Source organism: Nocardioides sp. NPDC057767 (assembly GCF_042798275.1).
Taxonomy (GTDB): Bacteria; Actinomycetota; Actinomycetes; order Propionibacteriales; family Nocardioidaceae; genus Nocardioides.
Genome location: NZ_JBHVKJ010000039.1, coordinates 1 through 19,179, shown reverse-complemented (window position 1 = coordinate 19,179; position 19,179 = coordinate 1). Strand labels below are relative to the sequence as shown.

Here is a 19,179-nt window from a genome sequence, read left to right as displayed (position 1 = left end):
CCAGGTCCATTGCACGCACTCGAACGCGAACGCCACTCCCGCGTTCGGTCGTAGTCGGTCAACGACCGAGAAGATCGAGTAGATCGACCCCGAGCGTGGGACGGACTCAGGTGTTGATCAGTCAGTTGCGCGAACCCAGGTGCACGGGTGAGAACGTGGCTACGCTTGAGAAGCGGGGACGCGCGCTCTCGGGAGGCCAGTGCTATGGGGAAGAAGAAGTCTCGATTTGTCGGCAGGTACTGGGGCTATCTGCTCCTGGCCGGCGCGGTGGTCCTGCTGTTCGGCTTCGATGTCGGGCCACTGGTGCTCGCGGGAACGTTCGCGCTCTGTTTCGTCTGGATCCTGGTCGCTGCGCCGACATGGTGCGGGGCCATGACCCGGACTGGCGAGCCGTGCCGAATGAACTCGTCGGGCCTGCTTCGCGGCTGCACGTATCGCCAGCACAAGTGGCAGCGTATCCGCGCCCTGACCCGCCTCGATACCGCTGGCAACGTGTTTCGCGGCTGGTTCACGGGGGCGCAGCAGCAGGTAGCCACTCTCGGGTTGTTCGTAGCGGCCATCGGTGTCGCATCGTCCCTCATCAAGTGAGCGGAGTGGACATGTCGAACCTGGAGACGACTTGTAGTGCGGGCTGCCAGACCGCTGTTGGGTGGTCATGCGAGTGTCACTGTGGCGGGGCTGGCCACGGCGTTGGCAGGATCCGGTGGGCGTCCGCGAGTGCTGCGGCTGCTGCAGGCGACAACAGCCCTGAAACAGCGGCGAGAGTCAAGAAGTGGGATACAGCCAAGAGGGCAGCGAAGTCCCGGTTGGCGAAGCTGGTTCGCGCGCTGAAGCCAAAGCCGGGAAACCAGTCTGAGAAGGAAGCGCGTAGGAGTGCGGCACGTTCTCTCACCACTGCGCGGGCCACGGGAGCTGCCGAGTACGTGCGCACGGTGGTGACGGTGAACTGGCTTGTGGAGCACGATGAGGAGCGGGAGCAGATCGAGTGGCTGGCTGGAGAGATCAGCAAACTAGGGGTATCGACGCTCGACAAGCTGGCGAGGTCGGACGTCGAGACCCGGCGTCGAGTTCAGAGGCGGTTGGCAGATCATTTTTGGTGCGATTGCCTCGCTGCCATCGTGGCGACGATCGACGAGGTCACGGCGGTCCAGGAAGAGATCAAGAGCAAGACCTCCGGTGCATCCGGGAGACTGGCCGCGCTGGGATGGGGGAGGATTCTGGGATCTCGCCGTTCGTCTCACGGCTACCACCCGCAGTCGAGGGCAGAAGCTCGGCTGCGCTCGGAGGCAGACCAGGAGGCTGGTCTCGACGCCGCGGTCCTCGAGGGCGCGGTCGCCGGTGTGGTCAAGCTCGCGCTTGATGGGTTGATGGCTGGACCAGCTGCCGAGATCGAACTGCTTGTCACCAAGCTCCGAGTTCTGGCGTTGATCATGTGCCCGGATCCGGTCGGACACGAGACGGTGTGGAAGCACTGCTGGCTTCCGCTGGTGGAGATGTTCCTCAAGGACGAACTGGTGGAGGAACTGCATCAGTTCGTGAAGGATGGCCTGGATCAGCCGCACTCATGGGATGGACCCGAGGCGCTCCCGCCGGCGGCCCTCAAGCCTTCGTGAGACGCGGCGAATCCGGGTCTCCCTGGATTCAGCCCTGCATGGCGAGGGGTCTCGGCGTACCGTGGATTCATCCAGCAGTTTGCCCTAGGCGGCGCCATGACGTTCGCACCATCGCCGATCATTGCCGCGGCCCTAGCCACACTCGTACTCGGCGGCTGCGGAGCAGAGACCCCGGCATTGACGGGCCCGCCGTCATCCTCGCCCTCGGCGGCGGCATCTTCGACATCCACACCGTCACCGACTGCCACCGCCACCGTGTCGGAATCACTGTCATCCGAGGGGAGACCGATGCGGGGTGAACTGTCCATCCCCGCGATCGGCGTCGGCGACCTGGAGGTCGTGCCCTACCGAGGCTGGACCGACGACGCTCCGGGCACCGAGATCCAGAACGGCGGCGTCGCGGCCAGCCCGTACGGTCCTCGCGGCGGCACCGGGCCGGGCGGGATCGGCAACTACCAGGTGACCGCCCACCGGCTCTCGTCCACGCAGGCGTTCCTCAGGCTGCCCGAGCTGAGGCGAGGCGACCGGGTCTCCGTGCGGACCGAGGAGGCGACGTACGTCTATCGCATCACCAGCACCCGGGAGACGTCGTTCCGGTCGGAGTCTTCGCTGCGGGCGCAGCGGGCGCCGGTCCCGGGGAAGCCGGGCGAGGAGCCCACCCGCGCGATGATCACGTTGTCGACCTGCGCGACGCCCGAGGACCACGCCGCCGCCAACCACTGGGCCGACGGGTTCGACAACCCGGAGCACCGCATCGACAAGATCGGCGTCCTCATCGCCATCCGCTGAAGGTCAGCGACGCTGATCGATCGAGGCCGCCTGGTGGAAACCCTCCCAGAGGCGACCGCCGGCCAGGGCGAGGCATTCCTCGGCGGCCCGCCGGAGCGGCCCAATGTTGCCGGCGATGGCCGAGGCGAGGCCGGTGTCGAGGCGGGGCGCCCAGGTGGTCCCGGCCGCAACATCGAGGGCGATGAGCTCGCGCATCAGCCACTTCCCGCCGCCGCGCCAGCAGCCGTTGACGTCGAGGACGAGCTCGGCCGTACGCCGCCACGTCTCGACAGCGATCGCGGTGCGCTCCGGCCCCGCGCCGACGCCCTGCAGGTCGTCGACGAGATCGCTCAGTGCGTATCGAGTGCCGGTCAACGTCTCGGTCGGCAGGGGAGCGGGGCCGGCTCGGAGCACCTCGTCGCAGTAGTGACGTACGGCCGCTCCACCGTCACCGGGAAGAAGGGGTACGCCTCGGGCGACGAGCCGCGCCATCGTGGGCTTGCGCTCGGCCAGGTTCTGGGTGACGAAGTGGCGGATGCTCGCCTCGGTGTGCACGAAGAGCTCGACCGGCCAGCCCAGATGACGCAGCGACTCGCGATGGGCTGTCGCGGTCGGGTCGAGCACGGTGATGTCGAGGTCCGACATCGGCGTTGCTCCGCCGAGGACCACCGACCCGCCGAGCCACCCCTGCTGCGCACACGGGAAACGGGCGAGGACCAGGTCCCGCGCGGCCGCAACAGGATCCGGACGGTTCGGAGCAGTCATGCGTAGATCGTGCCGGTTCGATGGACGTAGAGTCATCCGGTTATCACCCGGAATGTGACGCCGGACACAGCCGAGAACCGTTGATCTAGAGCACATGCTCTATTTAGAGTCTCCGCATGTCCCGACAGCGGCTGCACACGCTCGACGACCTCCTCGACGTCGCCGAGCAGATCGTGACGAGCGGTGACCCCTCCGGGCTGACGCTGCGATCGCTGGCTGCCGCGGCGGGGGCGTCGAACGGGACGATCTACCACGCGTTCGGCTCGAAGGACGTGCTGCTCGCGCGGCTCTGGCTGCGGTCCTGGTGCCGGCTGGGCGACCTGATGGCAGAGGCGATGAGGGAGGGCGCCACGGGCGCGGATGCGGTCGTGGCGGTGGCACTGACCCCCGTCGAGTTCGTACGCCGCTTCCCGGCCAGCGCGCGGCTGTTCTTCGCCCAACGCCGCGACCAGCTCTTCTCCGCCGACCTTCCGCCCGAGGTCGAGACCGAGCTGAGTTCCGTGCAGGAGAAGTTCGTCAAGGTGCTGATCGCGCTGGCGCGCGGGGTGTGGGACCGCGGTGACCGGATCGCGGTCGAGGCGATCGCGGTCTGCGTCGTCGACCTGCCCGGCGGCATCCTGCGCCGTCGCCTCCTCGAGGGCCGCGAGGCCGACGAGGCGACCGCTGCCCGGCTGGAGGCCGCCGTACGCGCCATCCTCGCCGTCCCGCTCGAGCCACGCTCGTCCAAGACATCACCCACCGAAACGTCCACACCGAGGAGCAACCCGTGACCCGAGATCAGTCGATCCTGGCCCAGCCGCTCGAGCTGCCGAACGGGTTCGTGATCCCGAACCGGCTCGCCAAGGCCGCTCTCAGCGAGGGCCTGGGGCGTCGCGACTTCACGCCCGGAAGCCGGATCAAGAACCTCTACCGGCGCTGGGCCGGCAGCGGCGTCGGACTCTCGATCACCGGCAACGTGATGGTCGACCGCACCGCGATCGGCGAGCCGGGCAACGTCGTGGTCGAGGACGAGCGCAGCGCCGACGACCTGGCGGAGTGGGCACAGATCGCCAGAGCAGGCGGCTCGAAGGTGTGGGTCCAGATCAACCACCCGGGCCGGCAGACGCCGCGTACGCTCACCGCCCACCCGGTGGCGCCCTCGGCGGTCGCAGTGCCAGGGACCGGCGGCCTCTTCGCCGAGCCTCGCGCGCTCACCGAAGCCGAGATCGAGGACCTGATCCGCCGCTTCGCCACCACCGCGAGGGTCGTCACCGGGGCGGGCTTCGACGGCGTACAGATCCATGGCGCGCACGGCTATCTGATCAGCCAGTTCCTCTCCCCGCTGTCCAACCAGCGCACCGACGCCTGGGGTGGAACCCCCGAGAAGCGGCGCCGCTTCGTGCTCGAGGTGCTCCGCGCGATCCGCGCAGAGGTCGGACAACAGACACCGGTCGCGATCAAGCTCAACTCCGCCGACTTCCAGAAGGGCGGTTTCGGCGAGGAGGAGTCGCTAGAAGTCGTCCACGCGCTCGCCGAGGAGGGCCTGGACCTCCTCGAGATCTCCGGCGGCACCTACACCTCGGCGGCCATGCTCGGCGTGGACCCGTCGCTGAAGGCGAGCACCCGGCGCAGGGAGGCCTACTTCCTCGCCTACGCCGAGCGTGTCCGCGCCGAGCTCCCGGCGCTGCCGCTGATGCTCACCGGTGGGTTCCGTACGGCCGCCGGAATGGTCGATGCCGTCGAGTCCGGTGCGGTCGACCTCGTCGGCCTGGGAAGACCGCTCACGGTGCAGCCCGACTTCCCTGCGCAGCTGCTGGCCGGCCGCGCCGACGAGAGCGTCGTCAACCCGCGACGGAGTGGGATCCGGATGCTCGACAGCCTCACCGAGCTGACCTACTACAGCGTCCAGATGTGGCGGATGGCCAAGGGCAAGGAGCCGGCCCCCGACCGCCACGCCGCCCTCAACGTGACCCAGTACCTCCTCAACAACGGCCTCGAGAGCCTGCGCTCCCCGCGCGGCTGACCCCGGAAGGAACGACAATGACGACGACCCTGACCCAGACAGAGGGCGTGTACGTCCTCGACATCGGCGACACCGAGAACCGGTTCAGCCCCGACTGGATGACGTCGGTGAACGACGCCCTCGACAAGGTCGTGGCCGCGCCCGCGCCGCTGGTCCTGACCGCGACCGGCAAGTTCTACTCCAACGGCCTCGACCTCGACTGGCTCGGGCAGAACGGCGACCAGTTCGAGCCGTACGTCGCCCAGGTGCAGGCCCTCCTCGCCCGCCTCCTGGTCCTCCCGGTGCCGACGGCGACCGCGATCAACGGGCACGCCTTCGGGGCCGGCGCGATGCTCGCGATGACCCTCGACTGGCGGGTCATGCGCGAGGACCGCGGCTTCTTCTGCTTCCCCGAGGTCGACATCCAGATCCCGTTCACCCCCGGCATGGCCGCCCTGATCCAGGCCAAGCTCACCCCGCGAGCGGCGACCGACTCGATGACCACCGGCCGCCGGTTCCCCGGCCCCGACGCGCTCGCCGCGGGCATCGTCGACGGCACCGCAGCCGAGGCCGAACTCCTGGAGCAGGCGATCGCGCGCGTCGCCCCGCTCGTCGGCAAGCCGGCCGAGACGCTCGGCACGATCAAGTCGACGATGTACGCCACGGCGGTCGCCGCGCTGCAGGACACCTCAGCTCGTTGACCCGTCCAGCTCGCGCCGCTGGTGCATGCGCCCGGCGCCGTCGAGCTCGATGACGGTGTCGATGCCGATCCGCTCCAGGAACCCGAAGTCGTGGCTGACGACGAGCAACGCGCCGCGGTAGGCGTCGAGCGCCTCGGCGAGCTGCTCGACACTGGTGATGTCGAGGTTGTTCGTCGGCTCGTCCAGGATCAGGAGCTGAGCGGGCGGGTCGGCCAGGAGCAGACGGGCCAGGGAGACGCGGAAGCGCTCGCCTCCGGAGAGCGTACGCACCGGGCGGTCCACGCTGTCGCCGCGAAGCAGCAACCGGGCGAGCTGGTTGCGGATCGTGCCCGACGGCGTCTGTGGCGCCACGGCGCCTACGTTCTCCATCGCGCTGGCCTCCTCGTCGAGACCGTCGAGGCGCTGGGGGAGGAGGCCCACCTGGTCGGTGAGGAGACGACCGTGCGGCCGCCCGGCCACCGGATCGGATCCCTGCACGAGATGGGTGAGGAGGGTCGACTTGCCGGACCCGTTCGCGCCGATCAGTGCCACTCGTTCCGGCCCCTGGATCACGACGGTCCGGCCGTCGTCCTCGAGCTCAGCGATGCGCCGGCCGCGGGGTACGCCGGGGTCGGGGAGGGTGAGGTGGATGTGCTCCTCGCTGCGTACGCGGGCACCGGCCGCCTCGACGGCGGCCTCGGCGGACCTGACCTTGTCGTCCAGCGTCGAGCGCAGGGAGCCGGCGGACGCCTGGGCCCTGCTGGCGCGGTTGCCGGCGAGGATCTTCGGGATCCCGCCGTCCTTCTGGGTCTTCTTCGCGGTCCGCTCGCGGCGGGCGAGCTTCGTCTCCGCCTCGATCCGCTGCCGCTTCTCGACCTTGAGCGCCTGCTGCGCTGACCGCGCGGTCTGGAGAGCGGCCGCCTGTTCCTGCTCCTGGTGTTCCTTCCAGGCGCTGTAGGGCCCGCCGAACGTGCTCAGTGTCCCGGCGTACAGCTCGGTCGTGCTGTCCATGTGCTCGAGCAGCTCGAGGTCGTGGCTGACGACCACCAGCGTCCCTGGCCACTGGTCGACGAACTCGGCGAGCTTGGCGCGGGTGGCTCGGTCGAGGTTGTTCGTCGGCTCGTCGAGCAGCGTGATCGGGGTGCGGCGGATCCGCAGGCCGGTGATCGCGATCAGCATGCCCTCCCCGCCGGAGATCTCGGCGACCCGACGGTCGAGATCGGCAGCGGCGAACCCGATCTGGTCCAGGGCCTCATCGGCGCGGGACTCGATGTCCCAGTCGTCGCCGATGGTGTCGAAGTGGTGTTGGTCGACCTCGCCGGACTCGATCGCCCGGATCGCGGCGAGGATGCCGTCGATGCCGAGCAGTTCGGCGATCGTGGTCTCCCGACGGAGAGTGAGCGTCTGCGGCAGATAGCCGACCTCGCCGCCGGTTTCGATCTGCCCCGATGTCGGGGACAGCTCGCCGGCGACGAGGCGGAGCAGGGTGGACTTGCCGGCGCCGTTGCGGCCGATCAGACCGGTCCGGTCGGTGCCGAAGCTGCCGGTGACACCGTCGAGCGCGACCGTGCCGTCGGGCCATTCGAAGGTCAGGTCGCGCAGGGTGATGGATGCGGTGGACATCGCGTGGGTTCTCTTTTCTCCGCCGTCGAGCGCCACGAGGGCGCGACGGGATCGGGTGACAGGTCGAAGACGTATGCACCGCGAGGTCGACCGAAGGGTCGCGATCGCGCGTCCGCGAAGGCGAACGCGCCTGGCATGCCGACGCGAAGCGTCAGGCGAGAGCCACCGGCGGTGCGGTGGCTAGAACTTGTCCACCTCGATCAGTCCCACGCCTCGAATTTATCAGGCACTGATCGAAGCGGCGCACCTCGACCGCCGTCGCCGGCCTCCTCGGCCAGCACCTGGGACACGACGGCTCCGTCGAGAGTCTCTCGCTCCTGCAGCAGCCGCGCCAGGTGGTCGAGAGCTGTTCTGTGCGCTCGGAGCAGCGCGAGGGCGCGTTCCTGGGCCTGCCCGAGCAGTCGGGCGATCTCGCGGTCGATGACGCGCTGGGTCTGCTCGGAGTACGGCCGGCGTAGGTTCTCGTCGGTCGCCTGACCGAGATACTGCGGAGCCTCCGAGCCGTACCCGATCGGTCCCAACGCCGGTGAGAGCCCGAACTCGACGACCATCCGCTCGGCGATCTGGGTGGCGCCGGAGAGGTCGTTCGCGGCACCTGATGACCCCTCGCCGAAGGCGATGAGCTCGGCGGCACGGCCTCCGAGCCGGACCGCGAGCAGGTCGTTGAGGTATCCCTCGCTGTACAGGCGGCGCTCGGCCTCGGGAAGCTGCTCGGTGGCACCGAGCGCCATGCCGGCGGGAAGGATGGTGACCTTGGCGACCGGATCGGCGTGCTCGCAGAGCTGCGCGACGAGGGCATGGCCGGATTCGTGCACCGCGACCGCATGACGTTCCTCAGGGAGAAGCGCGTTCGAGGTCTCCCGCCGACCGAGCAGTACGCGATTGCGGGCCGTGTCCAGGTCCTCGGCGGTGATGACGGAGCGGTCGTCGCGTACGGCGTTGATGGCGGCCTCGTTGACGAGGTTGGCCAGGTCGGCGCCCGAGAAGCCGGGGGTGGCGCGGGCGACGACGGCCAGGTCGATGCCGGGGTCGAGGTGCTTGTTCCTGGCATGGACGTCGAGGATCGCCATCCGTTCGGACTGGTTGGGCAGCGGCACGACCACCTGACGGTCGAAGCGGCCAGGGCGCAGGAGGGCAGGGTCGAGCGACGCGGGCCGGTTGGTAGCCGCCAGCACGACGATCCCGGTGGACTGATCGAACCCGTCCATCTCGGCCAGCAGCTGGTTGAGGGTCTGCTCGCGCTCGTCGTTACCGATCCGCCCTGGGCTGGCGGTGCGCGAGCCGAGGGCGTCGATCTCGTCGATGAAGATGATCGACGGGGCGCGCTTGCGCGCCTCGGCGAAGAGATCGCGCACCCGTGCAGCGCCCACGCCGACGAACATCTCCACGAACGCCGACCCGGTCACCGAGAGGAAGGGGACCTCGGCCTGGCCGGCCACGGCGCGTGCCAGGAGCGTCTTGCCCGTGCCCGGCGGGCCGACCATGACCACGCCACGTGGACCCTTGGCCCCGGCCTCGGCGTACCGCTCGGGTCGGCGCAGGAAGTCGACGATCTCGCCCACCTCCTGCTTGACCCCGTCGTAGCCGGCGACGTCCTCGAAACGAGTGGTCGGCCGCTCGGCCTCGATGATCTTGGCCTTCGACCGGCCGAAGCCGCCGGCACCGCCCATGCCGCCCATGGCCTTCTGGGCGGCGCGGCTGGACCACAGGAGCAGCCCGAGAATCAGCAGCAGCGGCAGCCACACCAGGAGCGAGGTCCACCACGGTGTGTCGGCGCTCGTGGCGGTGATCTCCACGCCCCGGGCCTGCAGCCGGCTGGAGAGGGCGGTCGTGTCGAGTGCGGTGGGGATCTGGGTCCGGAACCGGGTGCCATCCTCCAGCTCTCCGATGACGGTGCCGACGTCGTCGATGGTGACCGAGGTGACCTTGCCAGCCGTGACGCTGCTGGTGAAGTCGGTGTAGGAGAGCGACTTGGTGGGGTTCGCCTCCGGGAGAGGCGCGAACAGCAGGGCGATCATGACGGCCAACGCGATCGGCAGCAGCCACCGCTGCCAACGCGGTGGGGGCTGCGGCGCCGGCTTCGGTGGCTCCTTCGGTGGACCGGACTTGACCGGCGCCGAGAACCGGAGGGTCCCCGGGCCAAGGACGGAGCGCAGCCTCAGCTGGTGCCCGCAGTCGTAACGCCCTCCGTATGACATGTTGCAAGGCCAACAGCCGAGCGAGGATCGGGAAAGAGGCCGAGGTCTGCGCGATCTCAGGGCCAACGTCCCTCGAGGCCGATGGCCGGGCCGTTGGCCGGGCCGATGGCTGGGGGATCGGGGACGAATGACACTTTCCGGCGTCGTGTCGTCGGGGTGACGGTGATTCCGGAAGGAGCGGACATGTCTGATGCTTCGGTACGCGGGCCGTCCCGCAGCTGACCGGGCCGGCCGATGCTCAGGGAACCTGCATCACGCGAGGCCGACCGGGCTGGTCGTGAGCGTCGTCGAGTCGCATCGGTATGGGCCTGGGTCCGTCGCGTCGGCCTGGTCATCGTGGCGGTGCTGGCCCTCGAGTACGTCGCGGTCGACCTGCTCACCGGTGCTCGCCAGTCCTGGACCTCGGCCGGCACCGCCGCACCGGTCGCCCTGATCCTGGCCCTCGTCTTCGAGGCCGCCTCCTACGGCTGCTACAGCGGGCTCACCTTCGCGCTTCTTCCGAGGCACTCGCGTCCGACGTACCCGACCGTGCTGGCGATCGATGTGACCGGAAACGGCTTCAGCCATGTCGTTCCCGGCGGGGGAGCGGTCGCGGCGGCGCTACGGATGCGACTGCTCGGTCGAGCCGGAGTCCCGCCGGCCGAAGCGGTCGCCGCAGGCGCCGTGGAGTTCGCGCTCACCGTTCTCTGGTTCGTCGCCGCGTTCGTGCTCGGCCTGATCGCCGCGGTGCCACTGTCGGCGACGCACCCGTTCCTGAAGACGGCCTCGGTCCTGACCTTGGTCCTGGTGGTCACCTTCGGTGGTCTGGTGGCGGTGCTCACCGTGCGCCCGGACCAGGTCGTGACCGTCACGCACGCTGTGGCCAGCCGGTTGCCGCTGGTCCACCCGTACGCGTTCGAACGGCTGGTCCGGGCGATCATCAGCCAGGTCCAGCTGGTGCTCGGCAACCGTGCGCAGAGTCGACGGACACTTCTGTGGGGGCTGGGGTACTGGTCGTTCGACGCCGCCAGCCTCTACCTCAGCGTGCTCGCCTTCGGAGCCGGGCCCAGCCTGGGCGGTCTGATCACCACGTACGCCCTGGTGGGCCTGATCGCCCTGTTGCCGATCACGCCCGGTGGCCTGGGGCTCGTCGAAGGCGTCGCAGCGCCGGTCCTGGTGTCCTTCGGGACAGCTCACGACGCCGCCCTGCTCGGCGTCCTGACCTGGCGCCTCTTCGGTTTCTGGCTGCCCGTACCCGTCGCCGGAGCAACCTATCTCTGGCTTCGGGCGCGCGGCCTTCCCCGGCGAGTGCGTGATGACCTTCGTGGCTGATGCTCACGTTCACCCGATCCGTGGGAGGTGTCGCGGAAGCCCAGATCGCAGGGTTCGGTACGGCGGAACAGTCCGTCGGGTCGGAACGACGGGGGCCTTCCGGGCCCCGGAGAGAGGCACCAGAATGTCCGCGATACGCGTCAATGCCATCAACTTCCCTCGGGCCGAGTCCAACCTGATGTTCTCCCGGATCGTCGCCGACACCGGTGGTGTCGGTGCGTGGGTCCACTACCGTGAGCCGGCTCCGCTGGACCACCAGCCCATCGTCCGGCAGAACCGCGACACGCTCTACAGCGCGGCGATCGTGGACGTGACGCAGCCGGCCACGCTCACGCTCCCCGATCCGGGGGACCGCTACCTGTCGGTCATGGTCGTCACCCAGGACCACTACATCCCGAGGATCTTCCATGACGCCGGGTCGTACGAGCTGACCCGAGAGGCGCTCGGCAGCGACTTCGTGCTTCTGGCCGCCCGGATCCTCGTCGATCCCGGCGACCCGGCCGACGTGGCCGAGGTCAATCGTCTGCAGGACGCCCTCGGGCTGTCCTCGGAGCAGTCGACATCCTTCGAGCTCCCCGACTACGACGAGGAGTCCATGAAACGCACCCGGCAGGCACTGCTGCAGCTTTCCGAGGGACTGCCCGACTTCCGCGGGGCATTCGGAAGGCCGGACGAGGTCGACCCCGTTCGACACCTCATCGCCACCGCCTCGGGCTGGGGCGGGCTTCCGGAGCACGAGGCGCACTATGTCAACGTCAACCCCGGGCTGTCGGTCGGGGAGTACTCCCTGCGAATCGTGGACCCGCCCGTCGATGCCTTCTGGTCGATCTCGCTCTACAACGCCGAGGGCTACTTCGTTCCCAACGAGCTCGGCGTGAACAACATCAACAGCATCACCGCGACGCCGGACCCGGATGGCGCCGTGACCGTGTACTTCGGCGTCGACCCGAGCGGCAAGACCAACTTCCTCCCGGTGATGGAGGGCTGGAACTTCCTGATCCGGCTCTACCGCCCCCGGCCCGAGGCATTGGACGGCACCTGGCAGGTGCCGCCCGTCGTGCCTGTTGCGTGATCGGTCGGCCGGGTTCGCCCGTCCCGGCGCGGGCGACCGGACACCGCTGGTGACGTGAGTCACAGCAAACCATTGCCCTCACTGCCTTCCGTGCCCTAAAGTTCCAGGGGGCAGAAGGAAGATTCCACGATACGAAATCGAGGGAGCGATGGGCCTGACACCACTGGAGACACTGATCCGGCGGGCGCGGGCGCTCCTCCCCGAGGACGGCGTGATCACCGACCACGCCCGGCTGCGGACGTACGAGTGCGACGGGCTGGCCCACTACCGGGTCACCCCGGCGCTCGTCGTGATCCCCGAGACCGCCGAGCAGCTCGCCGGGATCGTGCGGTGCTGTGCCGAGCTGCAGATCCCGTACGTCGCCCGCGGTTCCGGCACGGGGCTCTCCGGCGGCAGCCTGCCCCACGCGGAGGGTGTCCTGGTGGTCACCTCGCGGATGCGGGCCGTCAAGGAGGTCCGGCAAGAGGACCAGCGCGCCGTCGTGGAGCCCGGTGTCATCAACCTCGATGTCACCCGGGCGGCGACCCCGGCGGGCTACTACTACGCGCCGGACCCCTCCAGCCAACAGGTCTGCTCGATCGGCGGCAACGTCGCGGAGAACTCCGGCGGTGCCCACTGCCTCAAGTACGGCTTCACCACCAACCACGTGCTCGCCGCCGAGTTCGTGGCCGCCGACGGCGATCGCGTACGCCTCGGCGGCGACGCCCCCGACAGCCCCGGCTACGACCTGCTCGGTGCCGTCGTCGGGTCGGAGGGCACCCTCGGGATCGTCACGGAGGTGACGGTGCGGCTGGTCCGGCTGCCGGAGAAGGTGGTCACTCTGCTGGTGGGCTTCGACTCGACCGACCGCGCCGGCGCCGCCGTGTCCGCGATCATCGCGGCCGGCATCGTACCGGCGGCGATCGAGATGATGGACGCGCTCGCGATCGAGGCCGCCGAGGCCGCGGTGCACTGCGACTACCCGGACGGCGCGGGCGCGGTGCTGGTCATCGAGCTGGACGGTCCGGCCGCCGAGGTGGACGCGGAGTACGCGGACGTGGTCCGGTTCTGCGAGGAGGCCGGCGCCTTCGAGATCCGCACCGCGAAGACTCCCGAGGAGCGGTTCCTGATCTGGAGGGGCCGCAAGTCCGCCTTCGCGGCCGTCGGCCGGATCAGCCCCGACTACATCGTGCAGGACGGCGTCATCCCGCGGACCGCCCTGCCCGAGGTGCTGAGGGCGATCGCGGAGCTCTCCGAGCGGTCCGGCGTGCGCGTCGCCAACGTCTTCCACGCCGGCGACGGCAACCTGCACCCGCTGGTGCTCTTCGACGACGCCGTCCCCGGTGCCGGGGAGGCCGCCGAGGAGGTCAGCCGCGGGATCCTCGACCTGTGCCTGCAGCACGGCGGCTCGATCACCGGCGAGCACGGGGTCGGCGCCGACAAGGCGGCCCACATGCCGAAGATGTACGCCGACGACGACCTCGACACGATGCAGCTCGTCCGCTGTGCCTTCGACCCGGACCGGATCTCCAACCCCGGCAAGATCTTCCCGACCCCGCGGCTGTGCGGCGAGCGTCCGGGCCGCCGTCAGGGCGCGCACCCGTTGCAGCAGGCCGGCGTGGCGGAGGTCTTCTGATGAGCGACGTCACCGTCTCCGGAGTCACTCCCGGCCGCATCGAGCGCCCGACGAGCACCGCCGAGGTCGCCGAGATCATGCGCGCCGCGGTGGCCGCGGGGGAGTCCGTGGTCCCGACCGGAGCCGGCACCAAGCTGAGCTGGGGCAACCCGCCGACCTCGGCCGACATCCTGCTCGACCTCTCCGCCCTCGACCAGGTGAGCGAGCACGCCTCCGGCGACCTGATCGCCTCCGTCGGACCAGGGACGCCGCTGGCCCGGCTGAACGAGCACGTCGCCACCGCCGGCCAGCGCCTCGCCCTCGACGAGACGGTTCCCGGCGCGACCGTCGGCGGCACCTTGGCCACCAACACCAGCGGTCCGCTGCGGATGCACGCGGGCACCATGCGCGACCTGCTCATCGGCGTGACGATGGTGCGCGCTGACGGCGTGGTCGCCAGGGCCGGCGGCAAGGTCGTCAAGAACGTCGCCGGTTACGACGTCGGCAAGCTCCTCGTCGGCTCGATGGGCACGCTCGCGGTGGTCACCGAAGCGACCTTCCGGCTCCACCCGGTCCCGCAGAGCCGTCGCTGGGTCGGTGTCGTCGCACACGACGCCGCGCACGCCGCGGAGCTCACCCAGGCGGTCCTGCACTCGCAGACCGTTCCCTCCGGTCTCGAGGTGGACGTCACCGCCGACGGGGTGCGGGTCGACGTGCTGGTCGAGGGGCGCCCGGAGGGCGTGGCGGGACGTACAGCCGTGCTGAGAGAACTGCTCCCCGGCGCCGAGATCAGCGACCGACCTCCCGCCGGCTGGGGCCGCTATCCGTGGGACGACACCACCGACAGCCACGTCGGGATCAAGGTGACCTTCCGGCTCTCCGGCCTCGCCGAGGTCGTCGGCGCCGCGGGCGACCTCGGGCTGCGCGGCTCGGCCGGCGTCGGCGTCGCGTACGTCGCCGTCCCCGCCGGCCAGGACATCACCGAGATCCGTACGCTCCTCGACCGGCTGCGCGAGACCACGGGTCGTCACGGCGGCAGCACCGTGGTCCTGGACGCCCCGGAGGCGATCAAGGAGCAGCTGGACCTGTGGGGGCCGGTCCCGGCCCTGGAGCTGATGCGCCGGGTCAAGGACGAGTTCGACCCCGATCACCGGCTCAGCCCGGGCCGCTTCGTAGGAGGGATCTAGCCCATGACGGACATGGACATCCGAAACCTGGGGGCCTTCGACGAGGAGCATCCGCCCGACCAGCACCTGCTCGACGACTGCGTGCACTGCGGCTTCTGCCTGCCGACCTGCCCCACCTATCTGCTGTGGGGCGAGGAGATGGACTCCCCGCGCGGGCGGCTCTACCTGATGAAGGAGGGCCTCGAGGGGGAGCCGATGTCGGACTCGATGGTGCAGCACTGGGACAACTGCCTGGGCTGCATGTCGTGCGTGACCGCCTGCCCCTCGGGCGTTCGCTACGACACCCTCATCGAGCAGACCCGCGCTCAGGTCGAGCGCAACCACGCACGTACGCCGAAGGAGAAGGCGCTGCGGAGCCTGATCTTCGCGATCTTCCCGCACCCCAGGCGGCTCCGCGCGATGCGCGGTCCGCTGAAGCTGCTGCAGCGTACGGGCCTCGACCGTCGCCTCCGCAGTACCGGCCTGCTCGAGCGGATGGCACCGCACCTGGCCGCGATGGAGCGGCTCACCCCGACCATCACCGAGGCCGCGCCGTTGCCCGAGCGTGTGCCCGCGGCGGGGGAGCGGCGGGCGGTGGTCGGCATGCTCACCGGCTGCGTCCAGGGCGCGTTCTTCCCGGGCGTCAACGCCGCCACGGCACGGGTCCTCGCCGCCGAGGGCTGCGACGTCGTCATCCCGGCCGGCCAGGGCTGCTGCGGTGCGCTCTCGGTGCACAACGGCCGCGAGCGGGAGGCCCAGGCGTACGCCCGCCGGATCATCGACGCCTTCGAGGACGCCGGTGTCGAGCACATCGTCATCAACGCGGCCGGGTGCGGCTCGACGCTCAAGGACTATGCCCGGCTGCTGGCCGACGATCCCGCGCACGCCGTCAAGGCAGCGGGGTTCGAGGCGAAGGTCCGCGACATCGCCGAGATCCTCGACGAGCTCGGCCCGGTCGCCGAGCGCCACCCGCTCGACCTCACCATCGCCTATCACGATGCCTGCCATCTCGCCCATGCCCAGGGCGTACGCGCCCAGCCGCGGGCGCTGCTGAGCGGCATCCCCGGCGTCGAGCTGCGCGAGATCGCCGAGAGTGCGATCTGCTGCGGCTCGGCGGGCATCTACAACATCCTCAACCCCGAGCCCGCCCGCGAGCTGGGCGAGCGCAAGGCGCGCAACATCGTCGCCACCGGCGCCGAGGTGCTCGTCACCGCCAACCCGGGCTGTCTGCTCCAGGTTGCCTCGGCGATCACGGCACAGGGACAGCAGCTCGGCATGGCCCACCTCGTCGAGGTGCTCGACGCCTCGATCAGCGGCTCCTCACCCGAGGCGCTGCGCAGCCGCAACATCTGATCCTCCGACAACTGAACACCCCCACGTCTCGGGGGCTCATCTCCCACACCAACGACCCTCGGAGTCGCCATGTTTGAGCCAGTACCGGACCAGGTCGGCGGTTCGCTCGTCCTGAGCGCCCTGTGCGGCGCCCTGCCGCTGATCACCATGTTCGTCCTCCTCGGCGGGCTGAAGATGAAGGCCTGGCAGGCCGGCCTCATCTCGCTCGCCGTCGCCCTGGTCGTCGCCGTCGCCCTCTTCGAGATGCCGGTCGACGACGCGATCCTGTCCGCTGCCCAGGGCGCGCTGCTCTCGGGCTTCTTCCCGATCATGTGGATCGTCATCAACGCGGTCTTCGTCTACAACCTGACCGTGCACACCGGCCACTTCGACGTGCTGCGCCGGGCGTTCAGCAAAGTCAGCGACGACCAGCGGATCCAGGCGCTGATCATCGCCTTCTCCTTCGGCGCGCTCCTGGAGGCGCTCGCCGGGTTCGGTACGCCGGTGGCGATCACCGTGGTGATGCTGATGGCGATGGGCTTCAAGCCGGTCAAGGCCGCGGCCGTCGCGCTGATCGCCAACACCGCCCCGGTGGCGTACGGCGCGATGGCCTCGCCCATCAACGCGCTCTCGGACCAGACCGGCTTCAGCGTCGAGACGCTGGGCGCGATGGTGGGACGCCAGACACCGGTCCTGGCGGTGGTGGTGCCCCTCATCCTGGTCTTCGTGGTCGACGGCAGGCGCGGCCTCAGGCAGACCTGGATCCCGGCGCTGCTGTGCGGCCTCGGCTTCGGCATCGCCCAGTTCGTCGCGTCGAACTACATCTCCGTCCCGCTGGCCGACATCGTCGCCTCGCTCTTCTCGGTCCTCGTGGTCGTCGGGCTGCTCCGGGTCTGGCAGCCGCAGGAGAAGATCTTGGCCGAGTCGCTCGTCGGTTCGGGGTCGGGCCCGGGCGCCCAGGCGCACGACGTGCGTGACACCAGCACTGAGGTCTTCAAGGCCTTCCTGCCGTACGCGATCATCATCGTCATCTTCGTGATCGTCAGCATCCCCGCGATCAAGGAGACGCTGGCCCACCGGCCGTTCACGCTCTCCGGGACCGACTACACCCCGACCGTGGTCTTCCCGGGGCTCGGCGACGTCGCCGGCGCTCAGGGCGGCTTCAAGTTCGACTGGTTCCCCACTGCCGGCACGATGCTGCTGCTCTCGGGCATCATCACCGCTATCTGCCTGCGGATCCGACCCGGCGCGGTCGCGACCACCTACCGCGACACCTACCGTCAGCTCGCTCCCGCCATCGTCACGGTGATGGCGGTGCTCGGCCTGGCGTACGTCATGAACTTCTCCGGTCAGACCGGCTCGATCGGTGCCTGGCTGGCGGGCACCGGCAGCGCGTTCGCGATCCTCTCGCCGATCCTCGGCTGGCTCGGCGTGGCCGTGACCGGCTCGGACACCTCCTCCAACGCCCTCTTCGGTCTCCTCCAGGTGACCACTGCGAAGGAGGCCGGCCTCGACCAGGTGCTGATGGCCGCCGCCAACTCCTCGGGTGGTGTGCTCGGCAAGATGGTGAGCCCGCAGAACCTCGCCATCGCGGCGGCGGCCGTCGGCATGGCCGGCAAGGAGGGCGAGATCTTCCGCAAGGTCTTCGGCTGGAGCATCGCGATGCTGGCCTTCATGTGCGTCCTCGTCGCCCTCCAGTCGACTCCTGTGCTCGGCTGGATGGTCCCCTGACGCCCCTTGCCGCCCGAGGCTGATCGAAGTCTCGTTCCCGTCGAACAGGCTGCTGCGAGCCAGATGCTTTGATGTCCAAGTAGTTGGATACTATGGTGTCCAAGTAATTGTGACCCGTGACCGACCTGTGAACGAGGAGCTGGGGATGGATCGGATTGGCGTGATCGGTGGCGGGCTGATGGGCTCGGGGATCACCGAGGTGTGTGCCCGTTCCGGGCTGGACACCGTCACGGTGGAGATCAGCCAGGAGGCGGCGCAGGCCGCCGAGGCGAAGGTGCGGGGGAGTCTGGAGCGCGCGGTGAGCCGCGGCAAGCTCAGCGAGGAGGACCTCGTGGGCGTGCTGGACCGCATCACCTTCACGACCGATCTCGGCCGGTTGAGCGACCGTGACCTCGTGGTCGAGGCGGCCTCGGAGAAGGAGGACGTCAAGCTCGAGCTGTTCCGGACCGTTGGCGCGCTGCTGGAGAAGGACGACGCGATCCTCGCCTCCAACACCTCGTCGATCCCGATCGTGAAGCTTGGTGCGGTCTCCGGCCGGGCCGCGAACGTGATGGGCGTGCACTTCTTCAACCCGGCGCCGGTGATGCAGCTGGTCGAGCTGATCCCGAGCCTGACCACCTCGCCGGAGACGCTGGAGCGGATGCAGACCTTCGTCGGTAAGACGCTCGGCAAGCAGCCGATCGAGGCGACCGACCGGGCCGGCTTCGTGGTCAACAGCCTGCTGGTGCCCTACCTCCTCAGCGCGGTCAGGATGTACGAGGCGGGCTACGCCTCCGCGGCCGACATCGACAACGGGATGGTCCTCGGCTGCGGCCATCCGATGGGCCCGCTGGCGCTGTCGGACCTGATCGGCCTCGACACCGTCCGGGCGATCGGCATCTCGATGTACGAGGAGTTCAAGGAGCCGCTCTACTCGCCGCCGCCGCTGCTCGACCGCATGGTTGACGCCGGTCTGCTCGGCAAGAAGTCCGGCCAGGGCTTCTACGCCTACTGAGCCCGCACGCGTGAGTGGAGTCCGCATGTCCGACCAGTACCCGTTGTTCGCCCTCTCCGAGGAGCACCAGGAGATCCGCAAGGCCATCCGTGAGATCTGTGATGCGAAGATCGCGCCGGCTGCGGCTGCGGTCGATGAGGAGGCTCGGTATCCGCAGGAGGCGCACGACGCGCTGGTGGAGACGGAGTTCTTCGCGCCGCATGTTCCGGAGGCGTACGGGGGTGTCGGTGCGGACGCGCTGGCGACGGTGTTGGTGATCGAGGAGATCGCGCGTGCGGATGTGTCGGCCTCGTTGATCCCGGCGGTGAACAAGCTGGGGTCGTTGCCGGTGCAGATCGGTGGGTCGGAGGA

The 19,179-nt window shown here is 69.5% G+C and carries 17 protein-coding genes; 14 read left to right on the top strand and 3 right to left on the bottom strand.

Annotation, left to right across the window (positions count from 1 at the left end; translation table 11 throughout):
* Window positions 1-204: 204 nt before the first annotated feature.
* The 3 genes from ACFVDI_RS19605 (at window position 205) to ACFVDI_RS19595 (ending at window position 2,402) form a co-directional block, all read left to right on the top strand.
* Window positions 205-588, top strand: a complete 384-nt coding sequence (locus ACFVDI_RS19605) for a hypothetical protein (RefSeq protein ID WP_378908551.1) — start codon at window positions 205-207, stop codon at window positions 586-588.
* A gap of 11 nt (window positions 589-599) precedes the next feature.
* Window positions 600-1,613 carry a hypothetical protein gene (locus tag ACFVDI_RS19600; RefSeq protein WP_378908550.1) on the top strand — a complete coding sequence of 338 codons (1,014 nt, stop codon included), beginning with the start codon at window positions 600-602 and terminating at the stop codon, window positions 1,611-1,613.
* Window positions 1,614-1,901: 288 nt separating this feature from the next.
* Window positions 1,902-2,402 (top strand): class E sortase, encoded by a 501-nt coding sequence (locus ACFVDI_RS19595; RefSeq protein ID WP_378908549.1) that lies wholly within the window; start codon window positions 1,902-1,904, stop codon window positions 2,400-2,402.
* Between the two features lie 3 nt (window positions 2,403-2,405).
* Here ACFVDI_RS19595 and ACFVDI_RS19590 read toward each other — a convergent pair whose 3' ends face one another.
* The gene (locus tag ACFVDI_RS19590; RefSeq protein WP_378908545.1) at window positions 2,406-3,146 is read right to left on the bottom strand and encodes a nucleotidyltransferase domain-containing protein; all 741 of its coding nucleotides are present in this window, start codon (window positions 3,144-3,146) and stop codon (window positions 2,406-2,408) included.
* A gap of 116 nt (window positions 3,147-3,262) precedes the next feature.
* Between ACFVDI_RS19590 and ACFVDI_RS19585 the strand changes: the two genes are divergently transcribed.
* Genes ACFVDI_RS19585 through ACFVDI_RS19575 form a run of 3 tightly spaced genes read left to right on the top strand, consistent with a single transcriptional unit; the run spans window position 3,263 to window position 5,828 of the window.
* Entirely contained in the window at window positions 3,263-3,916 is a 654-nt protein-coding gene (locus ACFVDI_RS19585; protein WP_378908543.1) for a TetR/AcrR family transcriptional regulator, read from the top strand.
* Window positions 3,913-5,148 carry an NADH:flavin oxidoreductase/NADH oxidase family protein gene (locus ACFVDI_RS19580; RefSeq protein ID WP_378908540.1) on the top strand — a complete coding sequence of 412 codons (1,236 nt, stop codon included), beginning with the start codon at window positions 3,913-3,915 and terminating at the stop codon, window positions 5,146-5,148. The genes ACFVDI_RS19585 and ACFVDI_RS19580 overlap by 4 nt, the downstream gene beginning before the upstream one ends.
* Window positions 5,149-5,165: 17 nt before the next feature.
* Window positions 5,166-5,828 carry an enoyl-CoA hydratase-related protein gene (locus ACFVDI_RS19575; protein WP_378908536.1) on the top strand — a complete coding sequence of 221 codons (663 nt, stop codon included), beginning with the start codon at window positions 5,166-5,168 and terminating at the stop codon, window positions 5,826-5,828.
* Here ACFVDI_RS19575 and ACFVDI_RS19570 read toward each other — a convergent pair.
* Entirely contained in the window at window positions 5,817-7,430 is a 1,614-nt protein-coding gene (locus tag ACFVDI_RS19570; protein WP_378908533.1) for an ABC-F family ATP-binding cassette domain-containing protein, read from the bottom strand. The genes ACFVDI_RS19575 and ACFVDI_RS19570 overlap by 12 nt on opposite strands.
* 200 nt (window positions 7,431-7,630) lie before the next feature.
* Window positions 7,631-9,628 carry an ATP-dependent zinc metalloprotease FtsH gene (ftsH, locus tag ACFVDI_RS19565; RefSeq protein ID WP_378908527.1) on the bottom strand — a complete coding sequence of 666 codons (1,998 nt, stop codon included), beginning with the start codon at window positions 9,626-9,628 and terminating at the stop codon, window positions 7,631-7,633.
* A gap of 234 nt (window positions 9,629-9,862) precedes the next feature.
* Here ftsH and ACFVDI_RS19560 point away from each other — a divergent pair, with 234 nt between their 5' ends.
* The 8 genes from ACFVDI_RS19560 to ACFVDI_RS19525 all read left to right on the top strand — a co-directional run.
* Complete coding sequence (locus ACFVDI_RS19560; protein WP_378908524.1) at window positions 9,863-10,939, top strand: YbhN family protein; 1,077 nt, start codon at window positions 9,863-9,865, stop codon at window positions 10,937-10,939.
* A 124-nt stretch (window positions 10,940-11,063) separates the two neighbouring features.
* A complete protein-coding gene (locus tag ACFVDI_RS19555; RefSeq protein ID WP_378908520.1) occupies window positions 11,064-12,011 on the top strand; it encodes a DUF1214 domain-containing protein in 948 nt (315 codons plus the stop codon).
* A gap of 148 nt (window positions 12,012-12,159) precedes the next feature.
* Window positions 12,160-13,626: an FAD-linked oxidase C-terminal domain-containing protein gene (locus ACFVDI_RS19550; protein ID WP_378908517.1), complete on the top strand. Its 1,467-nt coding sequence runs from the start codon at window positions 12,160-12,162 to the stop codon at window positions 13,624-13,626.
* Complete coding sequence (locus ACFVDI_RS19545; RefSeq protein ID WP_378908513.1) at window positions 13,626-14,792, top strand: FAD-binding oxidoreductase; 1,167 nt, start codon at window positions 13,626-13,628, stop codon at window positions 14,790-14,792. The genes ACFVDI_RS19550 and ACFVDI_RS19545 overlap by 1 nt, the downstream gene beginning before the upstream one ends.
* A 3-nt stretch (window positions 14,793-14,795) precedes the next feature.
* Window positions 14,796-16,124, top strand: a complete 1,329-nt coding sequence (locus tag ACFVDI_RS19540; protein ID WP_378908511.1) for a (Fe-S)-binding protein — start codon at window positions 14,796-14,798, stop codon at window positions 16,122-16,124.
* Window positions 16,125-16,193: 69 nt separating this feature from the next.
* Entirely contained in the window at window positions 16,194-17,834 is a 1,641-nt protein-coding gene (locus ACFVDI_RS19535) for an L-lactate permease (protein ID WP_378908508.1), read from the top strand.
* A 145-nt stretch (window positions 17,835-17,979) separates the two neighbouring features.
* Window positions 17,980-18,828, top strand: a complete 849-nt coding sequence (locus tag ACFVDI_RS19530; protein WP_378908504.1) for a 3-hydroxybutyryl-CoA dehydrogenase — start codon at window positions 17,980-17,982, stop codon at window positions 18,826-18,828.
* Between the two features lie 25 nt (window positions 18,829-18,853).
* A partial coding sequence (locus tag ACFVDI_RS19525; protein WP_378908502.1) for an acyl-CoA dehydrogenase family protein occupies window positions 18,854-19,179 on the top strand: 326 nt, incomplete at its 3' end.

What these genes read in the sequence shown, in the direction of transcription:
- ACFVDI_RS19605 (WP_378908551.1), top strand. Translation starts at nt 205, where the DNA reads ATGGGGAAGAAGAAGTCTCGATTTGTCGGCAGGTACTGGGGCTATCTG.
- ACFVDI_RS19600 (WP_378908550.1), top strand. Translation starts at nt 600, where the DNA reads ATGTCGAACCTGGAGACGACTTGTAGTGCGGGCTGCCAGACCGCTGTT.
- ACFVDI_RS19595 (WP_378908549.1), top strand. Translation starts at nt 1,902, where the DNA reads ATGCGGGGTGAACTGTCCATCCCCGCGATCGGCGTCGGCGACCTGGAG.
- ACFVDI_RS19590 (WP_378908545.1), bottom strand. Translation starts at nt 3,146, where the DNA reads ATGACTGCTCCGAACCGTCCGGATCCTGTTGCGGCCGCGCGGGACCTG.
- ACFVDI_RS19585 (WP_378908543.1), top strand. Translation starts at nt 3,263, where the DNA reads ATGTCCCGACAGCGGCTGCACACGCTCGACGACCTCCTCGACGTCGCC.
- ACFVDI_RS19575 (WP_378908536.1), top strand. Translation starts at nt 5,166, where the DNA reads ATGACGACGACCCTGACCCAGACAGAGGGCGTGTACGTCCTCGACATC.
- ACFVDI_RS19570 (WP_378908533.1), bottom strand. Translation starts at nt 7,430, where the DNA reads ATGTCCACCGCATCCATCACCCTGCGCGACCTGACCTTCGAATGGCCC.
- ftsH (WP_378908527.1), bottom strand. Translation starts at nt 9,628, where the DNA reads ATGTCATACGGAGGGCGTTACGACTGCGGGCACCAGCTGAGGCTGCGC.
- ACFVDI_RS19560 (WP_378908524.1), top strand. Translation starts at nt 9,863, where the DNA reads ATGCTCAGGGAACCTGCATCACGCGAGGCCGACCGGGCTGGTCGTGAG.
- ACFVDI_RS19555 (WP_378908520.1), top strand. Translation starts at nt 11,064, where the DNA reads ATGTCCGCGATACGCGTCAATGCCATCAACTTCCCTCGGGCCGAGTCC.
- ACFVDI_RS19550 (WP_378908517.1), top strand. Translation starts at nt 12,160, where the DNA reads ATGGGCCTGACACCACTGGAGACACTGATCCGGCGGGCGCGGGCGCTC.
- ACFVDI_RS19545 (WP_378908513.1), top strand. Translation starts at nt 13,626, where the DNA reads ATGAGCGACGTCACCGTCTCCGGAGTCACTCCCGGCCGCATCGAGCGC.
- ACFVDI_RS19540 (WP_378908511.1), top strand. Translation starts at nt 14,796, where the DNA reads ATGACGGACATGGACATCCGAAACCTGGGGGCCTTCGACGAGGAGCAT.
- ACFVDI_RS19535 (WP_378908508.1), top strand. Translation starts at nt 16,194, where the DNA reads ATGTTTGAGCCAGTACCGGACCAGGTCGGCGGTTCGCTCGTCCTGAGC.
- ACFVDI_RS19530 (WP_378908504.1), top strand. Translation starts at nt 17,980, where the DNA reads ATGGATCGGATTGGCGTGATCGGTGGCGGGCTGATGGGCTCGGGGATC.